General features: G+C 54.4%; 14 protein-coding genes. 12 read left to right on the top strand and 2 right to left on the bottom strand.

The features are described from left to right. Positions 1-112 precede the first annotated feature (112 nt). Both ACI9KD_RS02240 and ACI9KD_RS02235 read left to right on the top strand, forming a co-directional pair. On the top strand, positions 113-1,273 hold the full coding sequence (locus tag ACI9KD_RS02240) for a glycosyltransferase family 61 protein (protein WP_414979518.1): 1,161 nt from the start codon (positions 113-115) through the stop codon (positions 1,271-1,273). Positions 1,274-2,042: 769 nt separating this feature from the next. Beyond that, positions 2,043-3,401, top strand: a complete 1,359-nt coding sequence (locus tag ACI9KD_RS02235) for an AmpG family muropeptide MFS transporter (protein WP_414979517.1) — start codon at positions 2,043-2,045, stop codon at positions 3,399-3,401. A gap of 43 nt (positions 3,402-3,444) precedes the next feature. On the opposite strand, the gene ACI9KD_RS02230 is transcribed toward ACI9KD_RS02235, so the two are convergent. Next, positions 3,445-3,768 (bottom strand): MGMT family protein, encoded by a 324-nt coding sequence (locus ACI9KD_RS02230; RefSeq protein WP_414979516.1) that lies wholly within the window; start codon positions 3,766-3,768, stop codon positions 3,445-3,447. Between the two features lie 62 nt (positions 3,769-3,830). Between ACI9KD_RS02230 and ACI9KD_RS02225 the strand changes: the two genes are divergently transcribed. The 3 genes from ACI9KD_RS02225 (at position 3,831) to groL (ending at position 6,451) form a co-directional block, all read left to right on the top strand. Next, on the top strand, positions 3,831-4,268 hold the full coding sequence (locus tag ACI9KD_RS02225) for an FxsA family protein (RefSeq protein WP_414979515.1): 438 nt from the start codon (positions 3,831-3,833) through the stop codon (positions 4,266-4,268). 192 nt (positions 4,269-4,460) lie between these two features. Next, complete coding sequence (locus ACI9KD_RS02220; RefSeq protein ID WP_414979514.1) at positions 4,461-4,751, top strand: co-chaperone GroES; 291 nt, start codon at positions 4,461-4,463, stop codon at positions 4,749-4,751. A gap of 59 nt (positions 4,752-4,810) precedes the next feature. Beyond that, positions 4,811-6,451, top strand: a complete 1,641-nt coding sequence (gene groL / locus ACI9KD_RS02215) for a chaperonin GroEL (protein WP_414979513.1) — start codon at positions 4,811-4,813, stop codon at positions 6,449-6,451. Between the two features lie 242 nt (positions 6,452-6,693). On the opposite strand, the gene sodB is transcribed toward groL, so the two are convergent. After that, positions 6,694-7,272 (bottom strand): superoxide dismutase [Fe], encoded by a 579-nt coding sequence (gene sodB, locus ACI9KD_RS02210; RefSeq protein ID WP_414979512.1) that lies wholly within the window; start codon positions 7,270-7,272, stop codon positions 6,694-6,696. A 204-nt stretch (positions 7,273-7,476) separates the two neighbouring features. Between sodB and ACI9KD_RS02205 the strand changes: the two genes are divergently transcribed. From ACI9KD_RS02205 to murJ, 7 genes are all read left to right on the top strand, one after another. Further along, positions 7,477-8,097 carry a urate hydroxylase PuuD gene (locus ACI9KD_RS02205; RefSeq protein ID WP_414979511.1) on the top strand — a complete coding sequence of 207 codons (621 nt, stop codon included), beginning with the start codon at positions 7,477-7,479 and terminating at the stop codon, positions 8,095-8,097. A gap of 110 nt (positions 8,098-8,207) precedes the next feature. Further along, positions 8,208-8,969 (top strand): hypothetical protein, encoded by a 762-nt coding sequence (locus ACI9KD_RS02200; protein WP_414979510.1) that lies wholly within the window; start codon positions 8,208-8,210, stop codon positions 8,967-8,969. 29 nt (positions 8,970-8,998) lie between these two features. Continuing rightward, positions 8,999-10,522: a fumarate hydratase gene (locus ACI9KD_RS02195; protein ID WP_414979509.1), complete on the top strand. Its 1,524-nt coding sequence runs from the start codon at positions 8,999-9,001 to the stop codon at positions 10,520-10,522. Next, complete coding sequence (sbcB, locus tag ACI9KD_RS02190; protein WP_414979508.1) at positions 10,509-11,957, top strand: exodeoxyribonuclease I; 1,449 nt, start codon at positions 10,509-10,511, stop codon at positions 11,955-11,957. Before ACI9KD_RS02195 ends, sbcB begins: the two co-directional genes overlap by 14 nt. Positions 11,958-12,023: 66 nt before the next feature. Then, the gene (locus ACI9KD_RS02185; RefSeq protein WP_414979507.1) at positions 12,024-13,040 is read left to right on the top strand and encodes an aspartate carbamoyltransferase; all 1,017 of its coding nucleotides are present in this window, start codon (positions 12,024-12,026) and stop codon (positions 13,038-13,040) included. Further along, positions 13,037-13,672, top strand: a complete 636-nt coding sequence (locus ACI9KD_RS02180; RefSeq protein WP_414979506.1) for an NUDIX domain-containing protein — start codon at positions 13,037-13,039, stop codon at positions 13,670-13,672. Before ACI9KD_RS02185 ends, ACI9KD_RS02180 begins: the two co-directional genes overlap by 4 nt. Next, the gene (gene murJ / locus ACI9KD_RS02175) at positions 13,672-15,294 is read left to right on the top strand and encodes a murein biosynthesis integral membrane protein MurJ (RefSeq protein WP_414979505.1); all 1,623 of its coding nucleotides are present in this window, start codon (positions 13,672-13,674) and stop codon (positions 15,292-15,294) included. The genes ACI9KD_RS02180 and murJ overlap by 1 nt, the downstream gene beginning before the upstream one ends. Positions 15,295-15,332 lie beyond the last annotated feature (38 nt).

Genomic DNA, 15,332 nt, shown 5'->3' with positions numbered 1-15,332 from the left:
ATGAGCAACCAAAAATGCGCACCCGAGTTGAATACAGAAGCGGTCCGGCAGTTTGCCGAGCGTTTGATAAATGTTGCGACCTAACATCATCTAAAGCAGGTACGGAGGCTCAATGAAGTTTGAGGTCAGGAATATCGAAAACTCGCTCCCAAGGACATTTGTAGAGTCGGCTTCGGCTGGGAGCGAGTATTTCCTGAACGATAACGTTACCTTTCAACTGCACCGCACTCTCCAATGCGGCGCCTCACGGTCGGCTAGCATGGATTTAAATACTGAAACAACGCTTGCATGGTCTCGCTGGTTTGAACATCGTGAGGCGGCGCAGGGGGCTGCGATTGGTCATTACGTATTTAGAGACTGTGTGTTACTTGGAACGCCGGGACTCATTTTGGATGTTGCTAAAAATGTTTGTTGGATTGGGCATCAGCTTGGTTGGCGTGATGCGCATCTCAACTTTTTTGTACAGCAGCGTGGTTTGGGCCGAATTCTGAACAATAAGTATTTGGAAATCGACGACGCGAGTCTACGAACAGCGGAAACTATTTCGGCGACCACCTCAGCCCACCTCATCTCTTCACCGGGCTTCAGCGCTTATGGACATTGGCTGATTGACGTTATTCATCGGCTGGATGAGGCATGTGACGCGAGCTCCCTGATAAGTCAACGGGTTCCGATTTGGGGGCAATCGTTAATGGAGGGCTTTGGTGTGAACTTGAGGCCACAATTGCTTGACTCACATGGTGCCGTTCACTGCAAAGAATTAACCGTGACAAGTTGCATAAAGTCACACGGTGTTTTGGATAGCTCAACAGCTAGGCGCCTCTGGAGTCGGATGCGTCAACTGTCTGTTGGCGAGTTGCATAGGCAACCGCTAAACCGTTCTGACAAGCTATACATCTCTAGATCGAAGTTAAGGTCGTCAAGAAAATTTGTTAATTCGCAAGCGATCGAGAACTGGTTTAGGCTCAAAGGTTGGTCCGTCGTGTATCCGGAAACGCTGAGCATCGCGGAGCAAATGAGTGTTTTTAGCAAGGCACGACAAATTGTGGGTGACGATGGCTCGGGTTTACACAACTGCGTTGCTGGGGCTCCTGGGGTCAAGGTTTTATGTCTTAACTTTGACCGTACCAATTTGTTTCATGCTTCACTGTGCGCAATAGCTGATCAACAACTTGCTTTTCTTAATTCATCGAAACAAGTTGGCAATGGTGGATTTTATCTTCCGATACCCCTTTTAGCGTCTGCGGTAACGGACTTCTTCGAGGCCCATTAAATGCGCCTGTAGATCAGTGAGGCATTCCTGAAGCTGCTCGATCTAGCCATGCTGGAAGGCTGTGCGGTCGAAGGCGCCGCACAGCGCGTAGCGAGTGCCAACTGCTACGACATAGTTAAAGAAATTGAGTGGCGACCAGCGGCGCGGCCGAGATTTTGAGCGATCGCTCCTAGAGACAAAAGGGCAGGGTTCAAGATCTGTGACTCCGCGCGGATAATGCGGTCAAGGCTGCCCCTAAAGTGATCACTTGACTGAAAACGAGAAGCAGCTTAACGGGTTCAGGGACGACTGCCTCGGCCCCCGCTCAGGTTTCGAAAAGGTTACATCGACTTTTTTATAAGGAACGGTGTACTGCTGTCCCAGTACTGGTGCCAGGTACTTGCGATCAGCGCCCAATCAAACACTGTACTGGGGTCCCATGGGTTCTTGCGCATCATTTCACGGAGTTCGGGAAGCTTTTGCCCCTCGTCAGGTAATGCCGATACCTGCGATGATGTCAGCAGCAATCGCCACGGCACGGTCGATCCGCTGTAAGGGGGCGATAAAATGAACAGGTATTGGTGTTACATGCCGGCCGCTAATTTATGTGCGCAAGCAGATTACCATCGTTCTTAATACGCAGGGGAGCAGCTAAAATGTTCGGCGTTTTTGTTAAATTACTATGGATGCGTTCTCAACGTGTGCTCTAAGCCTCGGGCTCTTGGGTCATCAGCGCCAGAGTGTGGTGATCGGCTTGGACATGTTTTGATGACTCCGCGTGGACGACCTTATGTCTGAGGGCGTGACGCACTACTCCTGGCGTGAGTCTCTGCTGATATACACGCGGAAGAAGACGCTGGTCCTCAGCTTACTCGGATTTTCTGCCGGGCTGCCGTTTCTGTTGGTCTTCTCGACGTTGACCGCTTGGCTGCGCGATGAGGGCGTCGAGCGAACGGCTATTGGATTCTTCGCCTGGGTTGGCCTCACTTATTCTATTAAGGTCTTCTGGGCACCGGTTGTGGACCGCCTGCAGCTGCCGCTGTTACACGGCCTTTTGGGGCAGCGGCGGAGCTGGATTCTGCTTGGTCAATTTGGTATTGCCGCAGGCCTTGCGCTTATGAGTGTAATGAACCCTCAGGCTTCTCTCGTAAATATTGCTCTCGCAGCGCTACTAGTGGCTTTTGCCTCGTCCACCCAAGACGTCGCGCTGGATGCCTTTCGTATCGAGTCTGCTCCGGACGAAGAGCAGGGCGCACTCTCTGCGTCCTATATTTTCGGCTATCGGCTCGCGTTGTTGGTATCTGGGGCTGGGGCACTTTATCTGGCGGATATTCACAGCTGGTCGGTCGCATATTTGGGTATGACTGCGCTGGTGGGTGCCTGCATGTTAGCCACGCTTTGGGCAGATGAGCCGGCTCATCGAACGCCTGAGGAACAGCGCCGCATGGATGCGCAGATGGTGGATCAAGTGATGGGGCGACCCATGCACCTGGATGAGCGTCCCGTGTGGCAGCGACAATTACTCGGAGCCGTGATTTGCCCACTATTGGAGTTTGTGCGCCGCTTCGGCCCCTTTGCCTTTGTTTTACTGCTGTTCATTGCAGTGTTTCGCTTAAGCGATATTGCCATGGGTGTAATGGCCAACCCCTTTTATTTGGATCTAGGTTATAGCAAGTCTGAGATTGCCAGCGTTGCCAAACTGTTTGGTTTTTTCATGACCATTGCCGGTTCATTGTTGTGTGGTGTACTGGTGCTCCGTTTTGGGCTTCTGAGACCGCTGATGCTTGGGGCCGTTATGGTGGCCAGCACAAATCTGCTGTTTGCTTTGCTGGCTGGCACGCAAGGCACGGCGGCTCCGTCACTGATCTGGCTGGCCTTGGTGATCAGTGCAGACAACCTCAGCGGTGGTATTGCAGGTACCGCGTTTGTCGCTTACCTCTCCAGTCTCACCCATCGCAGTTACACGGCAACGCAGTACGCCCTGTTTAGCTCGCTCATGACCTTGCCGGGTAAGTTTTTGTCGGGGTTTTCGGGCTGGGTAGTGGATAGTTCTGGCTACCCGCAGTTTTTCGTCATCGCAGCGGCGTTAGGCATTCCGGCGATTGTTTTGGTGGGCGTGCTGATGCTGGTAGAGCGTAGTAAAGATTAGCCATGCGGTGCAAAACCGTTCACCTGCGCCAGACGGTGGCCAGTTACCAGCGATAGCGTCGCAAAATAGCGGCACCCCCGGATCCCAGTAGTACCCCTTCATCTGCGAGCAGCGCCCGCTGCCTGCCTGCGCCCTGGGTGCCAGAGGGCAGAGAGCTTTTGCCACTAGCGTTGACTACCCGATGCCAGGGAACGTTGCTGCCTTGGGGGAGTTTTCGAAGCGCCGCACCTACACGTCTTGCGGCCCCCGGAAGACCCGCGCGCTGTGCTACATCCCCGTAGGTGGCTAACTTACCGAGCGGTATGGCGCATACGGTGAGCCATATGCGCTGATCCAAATCGCCGTCCATGGGGTTTTTGTCTGCCATGCACTGATTGTAAGGGAAAGTGGTCACCTCCTTGCAAACCCGCAACGAGGCCCCATACTTGAATGATGAGATGGTTTTTTATACTACTTCCGTGGATGGAGCTATTTACGCTGATTCAGCTCGGTAGCCGCATTGGCGCCGTTGAGGCGATGCTTTACGTTTTGGCAACATTCTTATTAGGGCTCACGATCTTGCGGGCTCAGGGTATGGAGATCGTGAATAAGCTCCGTGCGGCGCAGGGTGGTGGCTCCGTTAATCCGCAGCAACTATTGGGTGACGAGTTGGCGTTGGGTCTTGCGGGATTACTGTTGATCGTCCCGGGCCTGATTACTGACTTCTTGGCGATTATCGTGCTTTTGGGCCCGCTTCGGCGACGGCTTTTCGCCGCTTTGGGAGGTACCGTGCACACGGCAACCTTTCAATCGCGTTCTGGTGATCAAATGCGTCCAGGAGATTCCATAGAAGGAGAGTTTCGTCGAATGGACGAAGATGACCTTTAAGTAATTGAAAAGTTTAGAGTATTTTTTTTCGGCGCGTCTTTTTTTCTCTCGGGCGGAGCTAGAAAAAAAATTATTAGCACTCTAGGTAAAAGACTGCCAAAAACCTCTTGAAATCCCTCCGATAACCCCCATATCACCTTCAGTCCCCCGCTTCGGGGTCCGCTAAAGTCGATTGATTGGAGATTTGAAGCAATGAAGATCCGTCCGCTGTATGACCGTGTGGTCATTCGCCGTAACAAAGAAGAAGAAACCACTGCCGGTGGCATTCTTCTGCCCGGTTCCGCTAAGGAAAAGCCCAACCAGGGAGAAGTTATAGCCGTAGGCAATGGCAAAGCTCTAGATAGTGGTGAGATTCGTCCACTGGCTGTCAATGTTGGTGACACCGTAGTGTTCGGTCAGTACGCCGGCAGCAACACCATCGAAGTCGATGGCGAAGAGCTGATCATTATGGGTGAGAGCGAAATCTACGCGGTTGTCGAGTAAAACTCCCGCGATTTCAGGCTCAGACATTCAACTTTTAGAAAGACTTAAAGGAACACATCATGGCAGCTAAAGACGTATTTTTTGCTGATGAAGCCCGGCACCGCATGCTTGCCGGTGTAAACATTCTCGCAGACGCCGTTAAGGCAACCTTGGGACCTAAGGGTCGCAACGTTATTCTCGAGAAATCCTACGGAGCACCGACGGTCACTAAAGACGGCGTTTCCGTAGCAAAAGAAATCGAGCTCAAAGATCGTTTTGAGAACATGGGCGCACAGATGATTAAGGAGGTTGCTTCCCAGGCCTCTGATGTTGCTGGTGACGGTACTACTACTGCAACGGTACTCGCACAATCCATCGTTAATGAAGGTTTGAAGGCGGTTGCTGCAGGCATGAACCCTATGGATCTCAAGCGGGGTATTGATAAGGCTGTTGCAGCTGCAGTATTGCAGATTCAGGCAGCGGCAATTCCTTGCGAAGACAACAAATCAATTGCGCAGGTTGGCACTATCTCCGCTAACTCTGACCATGCCGTAGGCGAGATCATCGCTGACGCCATGGACAAAGTCGGTAAAGAGGGTGTGATCACCGTTGAGGAAGGCACAGGTCTTGAGAATGAGCTGGACGTAGTAGAAGGCATGCAGTTTGATCGAGGCTACCTTTCTCCGTACTTCATCACTAACCAGGACAGCATGAGCGTTGATACTGACAGCCCATTCATCCTGCTTGTTGACAAGAAGATCTCCAACATCCGTGAGTTGCTTCCACTGCTCGAGCAGGTAGCCAAGGCTTCCAAGCCACTGGTTATCGTTGCAGAAGACGTTGAAGGCGAAGCGCTGGCGACTCTGGTTGTCAACAACATGCGTGGCATCGTAAAAGTAGCGGCTTGTAAGGCGCCTGGCTTTGGCGATCGTCGTAAGGCAATGTTGCAGGATATCGCTGTCCTGACCGGCGCGACTGTTATCTCCGAAGAAGTAGGTCTGGAGTTGGAAAACGCGACTCTTGAGCATCTGGGTAATGCAAAGCGATTTACCATGGACAAAGACAATAGCACGATCATTGATGGCGCCGGTGAAGCCGCTGCTATTGAAGCTCGCGTTAAAGAGATCCGTGTGCAGATCGAAAACACCACTTCTGATTACGACCGAGAGAAGCTTCAAGAGCGTGTCGCCAAGCTGGCTGGCGGTGTTGCAGTTATCAAGGTAGGTGCTGCCACCGAGATCGAAATGAAAGAGAAGAAGGCCCGCGTTGAAGACGCTCTGCACGCTACGCGTGCTGCGGTTGAAGAAGGTGTGGTTGCCGGTGGTGGTGTGGCTCTGATTCGTGCAATTGCGGGAATCGCAGACCTCAAGGGCGACAACGAAGATCAAAACATCGGTATCGCTGCGGCACTGCGCGCCATGGAAGCGCCTATGCGCCAGATCGTTGGCAACGCTGGTGACGAAGCCTCGGTTGTTCTGGACAAGATCCGTCAGGGCACAGGTAACTTCGGTTATAACGCAGCTACGGGTGAGTACGGCGATATGATTGAAATGGGTATTCTTGACCCAGCGAAAGTAACCCGCGCGGCACTTCAAGCGGCGGGCTCCGTAGCTGGCCTGATGATCACTACCGAAGTGATGATCGCTGATGCGCCGGAAGATAAGGCGGGGGGCGGTATGCCTGATATGGGCGGCATGGGTGGCATGGGCGGCATGATGTAAGTCAGCTTTCCCAAGCGCTCAAACAAAGCCCGGTCTGTTCGCAGATCGGGTTTTTTTGTGCCTCACGTTTGACCACTTCGGAAGCTTAACTCGACGTTAGCCGGTGCGAGAGTAGCTCTTGCGCAGCAGTCAGGAGCGCAAAGCGCGACGCGGAGTAAGGGCTGCTTACGTGTCGGCCGGGATGGGGCACAAAAAAGCCGCCCGAGCTCTCGCTGGGGCGGCCTCGTCTGACGTCTGGGCTGCTACGCGATGTTGCTGCTCACGAAGTCCCAGTTAACGACATTCCAGAATGCCTCGAGATACTTGGGTCGCGCATTCCGGTAGTCGATGTAATAGGCGTGCTCCCAGACGTCGGCAGTCAGCAGAGGCGTTACGTCTTCGGTCAAAGGGCAGCCTGCGTTGCTGGTGTTGCTGATCGCGATAGAGCCATCGGCGTTTTGAACCAGCCAGGTCCATCCTGATCCAAAATTCCCTGCCGCAGCGGCGCTGAACTGGTCTTTGAACTCTGCAAAAGACCCAAATGCCGTATTGATAGCCTCTGCGAGGGTGCCCGTGGGTTCACCTCCGCCGTTAGGTGACAGGCATTCCCAATAGAAACTGTGATTCCAAATCTGCGCAGCATTGTTAAAAATGCCCCCGTCAGACTGGCGAATGACGTCTTCGAGGCTTGCAGATTCAAGTGCGGTACCGGCGAGCATCCCGTTGAGCTTGTCTACATAGGATTTATGGTGCTTGCCGTAGTGAAACTCGAGGGTCTCTGCTGAAATGTGAGGTTCAAGCGCGTTCTGGTCGTAGGGTAAAGCGGGTAATTCAAAAGCCATGTGTGTCTCCAAGCTCCGATAAGTTGTTGAGAGTAGGTTGTTGAAAATTGTTTCGTACACAAATCGCAAGGCCAGCCGTATAAGCGGTGGGTGCGCGTGTACATGTGCTGTGCTTTGATTATACGGAATTATCTGTCAGGTCGATGTGCGTTCAAGCAGGCCCGTGTATTATAGGTACCTAGAACTCAACAGGGGCAACTCAACATGATTGTAGAATTCATTTTTCGTTGGTTTCACGTATTGGCCGGTATCGTCTGGATAGGCATGCTGTACTACTTTAACTTTGTGCAGACAGAGTATTTTAAGGAGGCAGAAGCGACCGCCAAAGCGGACGCTATGAAGAAGCTAGCCCCGCGAGCACTAAAGTGGTTCCGCTACGGTGCATTGGTGACGTTTGTTACGGGTCTGGGGTTGTTGGGATACGTAGGTTCCTTTCAGAACCCCGCGGCCAGCGCGCTGATCAATATGGGTTCTCTTGCCGGGACATTAATGTTTCTTAACGTTTGGCTCATTATTTGGCCCAAGCAGCAGATCGTTCTAGGCATGAAAGAAGGGGACGGCCCGGCGGCGGCAGCAAAAGCAGGTCTGGCATCCCGCACCAACACCTTATTGTCTGGCCCGATGCTGCTCGGCATGCTTGGATCTAAGCACTTGCTCATTTCCGACATCAGCATGACAGGCCTTTTTGCGGCGTGTGGTTTGATCGTAGTGCTTCAGCTCAATGCTATGTTTGGTCGCATGGGCCCTATGGCCAGCGTTGTGGGAGTGGTGCATTTGAGTATCTTGCTCGCGGCAGCTATCTGGGCGCTGTTGGCTTTCCTGTAAACGGTTAGATAGGCATTTAGTTTTTCTCCGGGTCGCAGCGATTTCTGCGACTCACGCTGTACCCACGGGCGCGATATAATCGCGCCCGTTTTCCTTAGAAGCGGAAGCGCATGTCTAAAGACGACGATATTTCATCAATACCATCTATTAGTGCTAGCCGCGAAGGCAGTGCGCCTACAGCGGGTGTGCCGCGTGCACGCGGCGGCTCGCGTTCTGCTCCGAAGTCAGATGGAGGCGGCAAGCCCGGGCTTTTGTCGGGGGTCGGTCTGGTGGTGGCTCTGCTCATTGCTATTGCTGCCTGTGTCTGGTCTTGGCAGCTCCAGGAGAATCTGACTCAATCCGGTCACGTCCTTGATCGCTACGAAAAACGGATCGCCGACCTTGAGGATCGCTTGTCAGATACCGATGAGGGCATGAGCCAGAATACAGCGGTGCAAGCCGCGAAGATTCGTGAGCTCGACAACGAAGTACGCAAACTGTGGGATAACGTCTGGAAAAGCACGAAAGACCGCTTGGGTAAGTTGGAAGTCAGCGCCAAGCGCGCGGATGGCGCCGTCGCGGCTAACGCGCAGGGCGTTAAAAAGACACAAACAGATCTGAGCAAGGCCTTGCAAGACATTACCCGGCTACAAAAAGTGTCTGGGGATCTTGAGCGTATGGCTGCCAGTGCGCGCACGAGTCAGGCGGAGGTTGAGCGTGTAGCCGACGCTCTGAATGCGATCGATCTTGAACTTGCCAAGCTGAGTAAGCGCGTCGGGGGCAATGAGGAGTGGATCAAGTCTATCAATGCCTTCAGGCAGTCTACCAATGCGAGCATTAGTCAACTGCAGTCGCAGTTGCGGGCGATGCAGACACCGGGTGCTGGCGGCTAAGGCCGGATCACGAAGAGTAAGAGGGATCTATGACCGTAATTCGACAGGATGACTTCATCGACAGCATGGCGGACGCCCTGCAGTTTATTTCCTACTACCACCCGTTGGATTTTGTGCAGGCCGTGCACAAGGCCTGGGAGATGGAGCAGAATCCCGCGGCGAAGGATGCGATGGCGCAGATTCTAATCAATTCAAGAATGTGCGCCCAGGGCCACCGGCCCATTTGTCAGGATACTGGCATCGTGACCGTGTTTTTGCAGATAGGAATGGACCTTCGATGGGATGCGACCATGTCGGTCACCGATATGGTGAACGAAGGCGTGCGACGTGCCTATACGCATCCTGATAATGTGCTGCGAGCATCGATTCTTAGCGACCCCGCCGGAGCCCGAAAGAATACCGGGGACAACACGCCCGCGGTGGTCCATATGGAGCTAGTGCGTGGCGATAAGTTGGATGTGCGCGTGGCGGCAAAGGGGGGTGGCTCTGAGAACAAGGCCAAGCTGGCCATGCTCAACCCCTCGGATTCCATAGTCGATTGGGTCGTCAAAACTGTGCCGACCATGGGCGCAGGTTGGTGTCCCCCGGGGATGCTGGGCATTGGCATTGGCGGTACCGCCGAGAAAGCCGCGGTGCTGGCCAAAGAGTCACTGATGGATCCTATCGATATCTACGATCTTAGAGCGCGCGGCCCCTCAAATCGCTTAGAAGAACTGCGTCTTGAGATTATGGATGCGGTGAACCGTCTGGGTATAGGCGCTCAGGGGCTCGGCGGGCTGACTACGGTCGTGGACGTGAAGATCAAAGACTTTCCGACGCACGCTGCGTCATTGCCGGTAGCGATGATTCCCAACTGCGCGGCCACGCGCCATACGCATTTTATCCTTGATGGTAGCGGTCCAGCCTTGCAGACGCCGCCGGATCTCGAGGATTGGCCCGAGATCAGTTGGGAAGCGGGAGACGATGTACGGCGTGTGAATCTAGACACAGTGACGAGAGACGAGGTCGCTACCTGGCAGCCTGGCGATACGCTGCTGCTCTCGGGCAAGATGCTCACCGGGCGCGATGCGGCGCATAAGAAGATGGAAGAACTCATCCGCAGCGGTGAAGGTTTACCCGAGGGCGTCGATCTCAAAGGTCGGTTTATTTATTATGTGGGGCCGGTAGATCCGGTTCGAGATGAAGTTGTCGGTCCCGCGGGGCCTACCACCTCAACGCGTATGGATAAATTCACGGACTTCATTCTCGAAGAGACCGGCTTGCTCGGCATGATAGGCAAAGCAGAAAGAGGCCCCACGGGTATCGAAGCAATACGTAAACATAAGGCGGTGTACCTCATGGCCGTCGGTGGCGCTGCATATCTCGTGTCCCGCGCGATTACATCCTCGCGGGTGGTGGCGTTTCCTGAGCTGGGCATGGAAGCGATCTATGAGTTTGAGGTCAAGGATATGCCCGTGAGTGTTGCCGTGGATACCCGAGGCACTTCCGTGCATATCTCCGGTCCCGCACACTGGCGTGGCGTCATCGAAGAGCAGGCTCTTGAGCTCATCTGAAACGCTGTACTGGCACGACTACGAAACGTTCGGTGTAGATCCGGGATACGATCGGCCGGCGCAGTTTGCCGGCCTGCGCACGGACCTGGATCTCAACCCCATTGGTGAGCCTTTGGTGGTGTATTCAAAACCACCCAGAGACTATGTTCCGCATCCAGATGCTTGCCTGATCACGGGTATCACGCCTCAAACAGCCCTTGCCGAGGGCATCGCGGAGACTGACTTCATACAGACCATCCTGAGCGAGTTCATACGGCCCGGTACCTGTGCGGCTGGGTATAACTCTTTGCGTTTTGACGACACCGTGACGCGCGCGACTTTGTATCGAAATTTACGCGATCCCTATGCGCGGGAGTATGGCGATGGGCGTTCCCGTTGGGATCTTATCGATATTGTGCGCACAGCGTATGCGCTGCGCCCCGATGGCTTGACCTGGCCCAAACGGGCAGACGGCTTACCGAGCTTTCGTCTCGAGGACTTATGTCAGGCTAACGGGCTTACGCAGGGACGGGCGCATGATGCGCTGGTTGATGTGCAGGCGACTATCGCGCTGGCGCGCTTGCTGAAAGACCGGCAGCCGCGTCTTTTTGAATGGCTTTATCAGCACCGATTCAAGCAAGCGGTTAAGCCAATGCTTGAGCTAATGTCGCAGCCTGTGCTCCATGTGTCGGGTATGTTCGGCGCGCAGCGGGCCAATCTTGGCCTCATCTTGCCCATCGCTGAACACCATCAAAACCGTAATGAAGTGATGTGTGCGGATTTGAGTATTGACGCGGGCCTGCTAATTGATCTGCCCACTGTAGACCTACATCGTCTGTTATATACGGCAAATTCAGATCTGGCTGAGAACGAGCAACGTCCGGGATTAAAATCAGTACATATCAATCGCTGCCCCGTTGTACTGCCCGCGAAGATGGCAAGCGCGGCCGTTGCCGAGCGGGCGGGCCTTGATCTTGAGTTCTGTCGTACAAATCTTCAGAAGCTCAGAGATTACGAGCAGCGTATGCCCGGGGCGCTTCGGGACAAGCTTCGCAGCCTCAGTGAGCTGTCGACCCGTACGCCCGAAACCGATCCGGACCGGATGCTCTACAGCGGTGGCTTTATCCCGAGAGAAGATCGTCGGACACTTGATCGTGTTCTTGATCTTAGCCCTGAAGATTTAGCGGAGACTATCGTAGCATTTGAAGATTCTCGGCTGGAAGAGATGGTGTTTCGTTATCGTGCGCGAAATTATCCGCAAACGCTCAGTGAAGAAGAAAACGTGCTGTGGGAGGAGTTCCGCTTCGCCCGTATTAGCGAAGACGATGGGCGCAGCCTGAGTTTAGAAGGGCTTAATGAGCTCATCGAAGAGCGTCTCGCCGCACCCCAGCTGAGTGAAAGCGATAAACACGTTCTGGAAGAATTACAGCGTTGGGGTGACAGTCTCCTCGCGTGAGCTTCGCCTCGGGCGTTCCACCCGTATAATGCGATGCCAAGAGACCTCTAAATCAGGTAGAGCAGCATGGAATTCGCGGGTAGCCATATTCTCTCCGTTGGGCAGTTCGAGCGTGTGGATGTCGAGTCGGTGTTTGAAGTGGCCGACGCGATGCAGCCTTATGCGCGACGTCGCAAAGTCACTCGCGTTCTAGAGGGCGCTATCTTAGGCTCGATGTTCTTCGAACCCAGTACCCGGACCCGTGTCAGCTTTGGAAGCGCGTTCAATTTGCTGGGGGGGGAGGTCCGTGAGACCACGGGGATAGAAAACTCCGCTATCGCTAAGGGCGAGTCGCTCTATGACACCGCACGGGTTCTTTCTGGGTACTCCGATGTCGTAGCGATGCGCCACCCAGAAGTAGGCTCTGTTGCTGAATTCGCTGCGGCTAGTCGTGTGCCCGTGATTAATGGCGGGGACGGGAGTAATGAGCACCCCACCCAAGCTTTACTTGATCTCTACACAATTCGCAGTGAGCTATCGGCTCAGGGTCGAGGTATTGATTCGCTGCGCATAGCGATGGTGGGAGATTTGCGCTTTGGACGCACCGTTCACAGTCTCTGTAAGTTGCTTTGCCTATTTAATCGCGTCAGCGTAACTCTGGTCTCACCGGATGAGCTGCGGATGCCGGGAGAGATTGTTGATGCTCTGCGTCAAGCGGGTCACGTTGTGGTGGAAAATGATGCCATGGAAGAAGGTATCGCTCACGTAGATATAGTCTATAGCACCCGTTTACAGGAAGAGCGCTTTGCTTCTCCCGAAGAGGCCGATCTCTATCGAGGCCGCTTCCGGCTTAACCAGCAGACTTACACTCGCCACTGTGACCCCAATACGGTGATCATGCATCCGCTACCTCGAGATTCTCGCGAGGCTGCGCGAGAGCTTGACGATGATCTCAATGAAAACCCAAATCTGGCTATTTTTCGACAAACCGACAATGGCGTGCTCGTGCGCATGGCACTGTTTGCTTTGGTGCTGGATGTGGTTAATCAGGTAGACGCCCACGCTCGGGACGTTAGCTGGTACACCGGCGGTCGTTTCACGTGAGTTTTCATCTGCGCTTCGGCGCTAACGATGTACGCATACTCAATGATGAGCGTGTGTTTGACGGATATTTTGGGGTTCAGAAGCTGACGCTCCAGCACCGTTGTTTTTCTGGTAATTGGAGTGCTCCGATTACTCGGGAAGTCTTTGAACGTGGTGATGCGGTTGGTGTTCTTCCTTATGAGCCGGAGACTGACTCTCTAATTCTGATCGAGCAGTTTCGTGCCGGCAGCCTTCGCGATGAGCAGAGCCCCTGGATGCTGGAGCTGATCGCTGGAATTGTCGAGCCCGGCGAGAGCGACGAGTCCGTGGTGCGGCGTGAGTCCCGGGAGGAAGCGGGTTGCGAGTTGGATGAACTGGTTCCCATTGCTACTTATTACCCCAGTGCCGGAGCTTGCACGGAACATGTGCGCTTGTTCTGTGGGCGTGTACTGAGCGCGGCTGTGGGTGAGGTACTCGGTCTGGCGGAAGAGGGCGAGGACATTCTTGTGCATCGTATTTCTCGTTCCGGGGTGTTAGATCTGCTCCAGCGCAATCAAATCAACAACGGGCACACGCTTGTTGCACTGCAGTGGTTCGCCCTGCATGGGGAGCGCCTGCGAGACGCCTGGACTCGCGGTATCGCTGAGTCGTAATGAACCCCGACGCCTCATCTGAGCATCGCCCCGGCTTACTGCGCTCTAGCGCCGTGGTTGGCTCTATGACGATGTTCTCTCGAGTACTGGGTTTGGCTCGGGATGTCATTCTCGCTGCGGTACTAGGGGCTAGCGCCAACGCCGACGCGTTTTTCATCGCCTTTAAGATTCCGAATTTTCTGCGACGCCTGTTTGCCGAAGGAGCCTTTGCTCAAGCTTTCGTGCCGGTATTGGCTGAGTGTCGAGAGAGCGGTGGGCAGGCAGCGGTTCGTGCCCTGGTTGATCGCGTAGCGGGCGTTCTGGGCGGCGTGTTGTTCTTGCTGACGGCCGTGACGCTTCTTGCGGCACCCCTTGTCGCTGGGATCTTTGCGCCTGGTTACATCGCGCAGCCCGAGAAATTTGCGCTTACCGCCGACCTTATTCGCATTACCTTTCCCTACCTCATGCTCATTTCTTTGACCGGCATGTGTGGGGCGATTCTGAACAGCTACGGGCGCTTTGCGGTACCTGCCCTCACGCCTGTATTACTGAATGTTTCCCTGATAGGTGCATCATTGCTCGCTGCACCGCATTTTGCGGAGCCCGCGTTTGCCCTTGCCTGGGGTGTGCTGTTTGCGGGACTCATCCAGCTGTTGTTTCAAATGCCGTTTCTTTATCGACTTGATTTAGTACCCAGACCCCGCTGGGAGCCAAAGCACCCGGGCGTTCGCCAAGTCATGACGCTGATGATTCCCGCGCTTTTTGGTGTGTCAGTCAGTCAGTTGAATCTGTTGTTTGACACGGTTCTTGCGTCTTTTTTGCCCACTGGGAGCGTATCCTGGCTTTATTACTCCGATCGCCTTACGGAGCTTCCTCTAGGTGTTTTTGCGATTGCAGTGGCCACGGTGATTATGCCCACGCTGGCGGCGCATAAGTCAGCGGCGCGGGACGAGGACTATTCCAAAACTTTGGATTGGGCGGTGCGCTCTGTGCTCCTGGTCGGTGTCCCGGCATCCCTGGCGCTTTTGTTACTGGCCGAGCCGATTCTAATCAGCCTGTTTCACTACGGTGCACTCAGTGAGCGGGACATCGCCATGTCCGCACTAAGTCTACGTGCCTATAGCTTGGGTCTCTGTGCGTTTATGCTCATCAAGGTTCTCGCGCCAGGTTTCTATGCCCGGCAGGACATGGTGACGCCGGTGCGCATCGGCATTCGCGCGATGGTCGCCAACATGGTGATGAATGTCATATTCGCCGTGCCGCTAATGTTCTATTTTGGAATTGGGCATGTGGGTCTGGCCTTGGCAACAAGTTTGAGCGCCTTCCTAAATGCCGGGCTTTTATGGAAAGGCCTATTGCGGGCGAATGTTTATCACTTTGACGGCATTTGGCGTAGGTACTTGATCCGGCTGGTGTTTGCCTGTTTATGCATGGGAATGGCGCTGGCGTTCGTGACCCCGGAGTCGGCATCTTGGTTGGAATGGGACTGGGATCGGCGAGCTTTGAATATTCTTGGGCTATGTGGACTGGGTCTGAGTGTGTATTTGCTGGCCTTGAGGCTAGCGGGAGCCCGTCTGGCAGACCTTCGAGCGCCGGCTGTGACGGGATCTCAGGCGGGGCCTGATTCAGGGGGATCCGCATAGGCTGTCTGCGCGTTCTTCGATATACTGCGCCGTCTATT

The sequence above is a fragment of the Congregibacter sp. genome (assembly GCF_047617445.1).
Classification (GTDB): domain Bacteria; phylum Pseudomonadota; class Gammaproteobacteria; order Pseudomonadales; family Halieaceae; genus Congregibacter.
The sequence above is the reverse complement of the archived record's forward strand: the minus strand, read 5'-3'. Positions and strand labels throughout refer to the sequence as shown.

What these genes read in the sequence shown, in the direction of transcription:
- ACI9KD_RS02240 (WP_414979518.1), top strand. Translation starts at nt 113, where the DNA reads ATGAAGTTTGAGGTCAGGAATATCGAAAACTCGCTCCCAAGGACATTT.
- ACI9KD_RS02235 (WP_414979517.1), top strand. Translation starts at nt 2,043, where the DNA reads ATGTCTGAGGGCGTGACGCACTACTCCTGGCGTGAGTCTCTGCTGATA.
- ACI9KD_RS02230 (WP_414979516.1), bottom strand. Translation starts at nt 3,768, where the DNA reads ATGGCAGACAAAAACCCCATGGACGGCGATTTGGATCAGCGCATATGG.
- ACI9KD_RS02225 (WP_414979515.1), top strand. Translation starts at nt 3,831, where the DNA reads ATGATGAGATGGTTTTTTATACTACTTCCGTGGATGGAGCTATTTACG.
- ACI9KD_RS02220 (WP_414979514.1), top strand. Translation starts at nt 4,461, where the DNA reads ATGAAGATCCGTCCGCTGTATGACCGTGTGGTCATTCGCCGTAACAAA.
- groL (WP_414979513.1), top strand. Translation starts at nt 4,811, where the DNA reads ATGGCAGCTAAAGACGTATTTTTTGCTGATGAAGCCCGGCACCGCATG.
- sodB (WP_414979512.1), bottom strand. Translation starts at nt 7,272, where the DNA reads ATGGCTTTTGAATTACCCGCTTTACCCTACGACCAGAACGCGCTTGAA.
- ACI9KD_RS02205 (WP_414979511.1), top strand. Translation starts at nt 7,477, where the DNA reads ATGATTGTAGAATTCATTTTTCGTTGGTTTCACGTATTGGCCGGTATC.
- ACI9KD_RS02200 (WP_414979510.1), top strand. Translation starts at nt 8,208, where the DNA reads ATGTCTAAAGACGACGATATTTCATCAATACCATCTATTAGTGCTAGC.
- ACI9KD_RS02195 (WP_414979509.1), top strand. Translation starts at nt 8,999, where the DNA reads ATGACCGTAATTCGACAGGATGACTTCATCGACAGCATGGCGGACGCC.
- ACI9KD_RS02185 (WP_414979507.1), top strand. Translation starts at nt 12,024, where the DNA reads ATGGAATTCGCGGGTAGCCATATTCTCTCCGTTGGGCAGTTCGAGCGT.
- murJ (WP_414979505.1), top strand. Translation starts at nt 13,672, where the DNA reads ATGAACCCCGACGCCTCATCTGAGCATCGCCCCGGCTTACTGCGCTCT.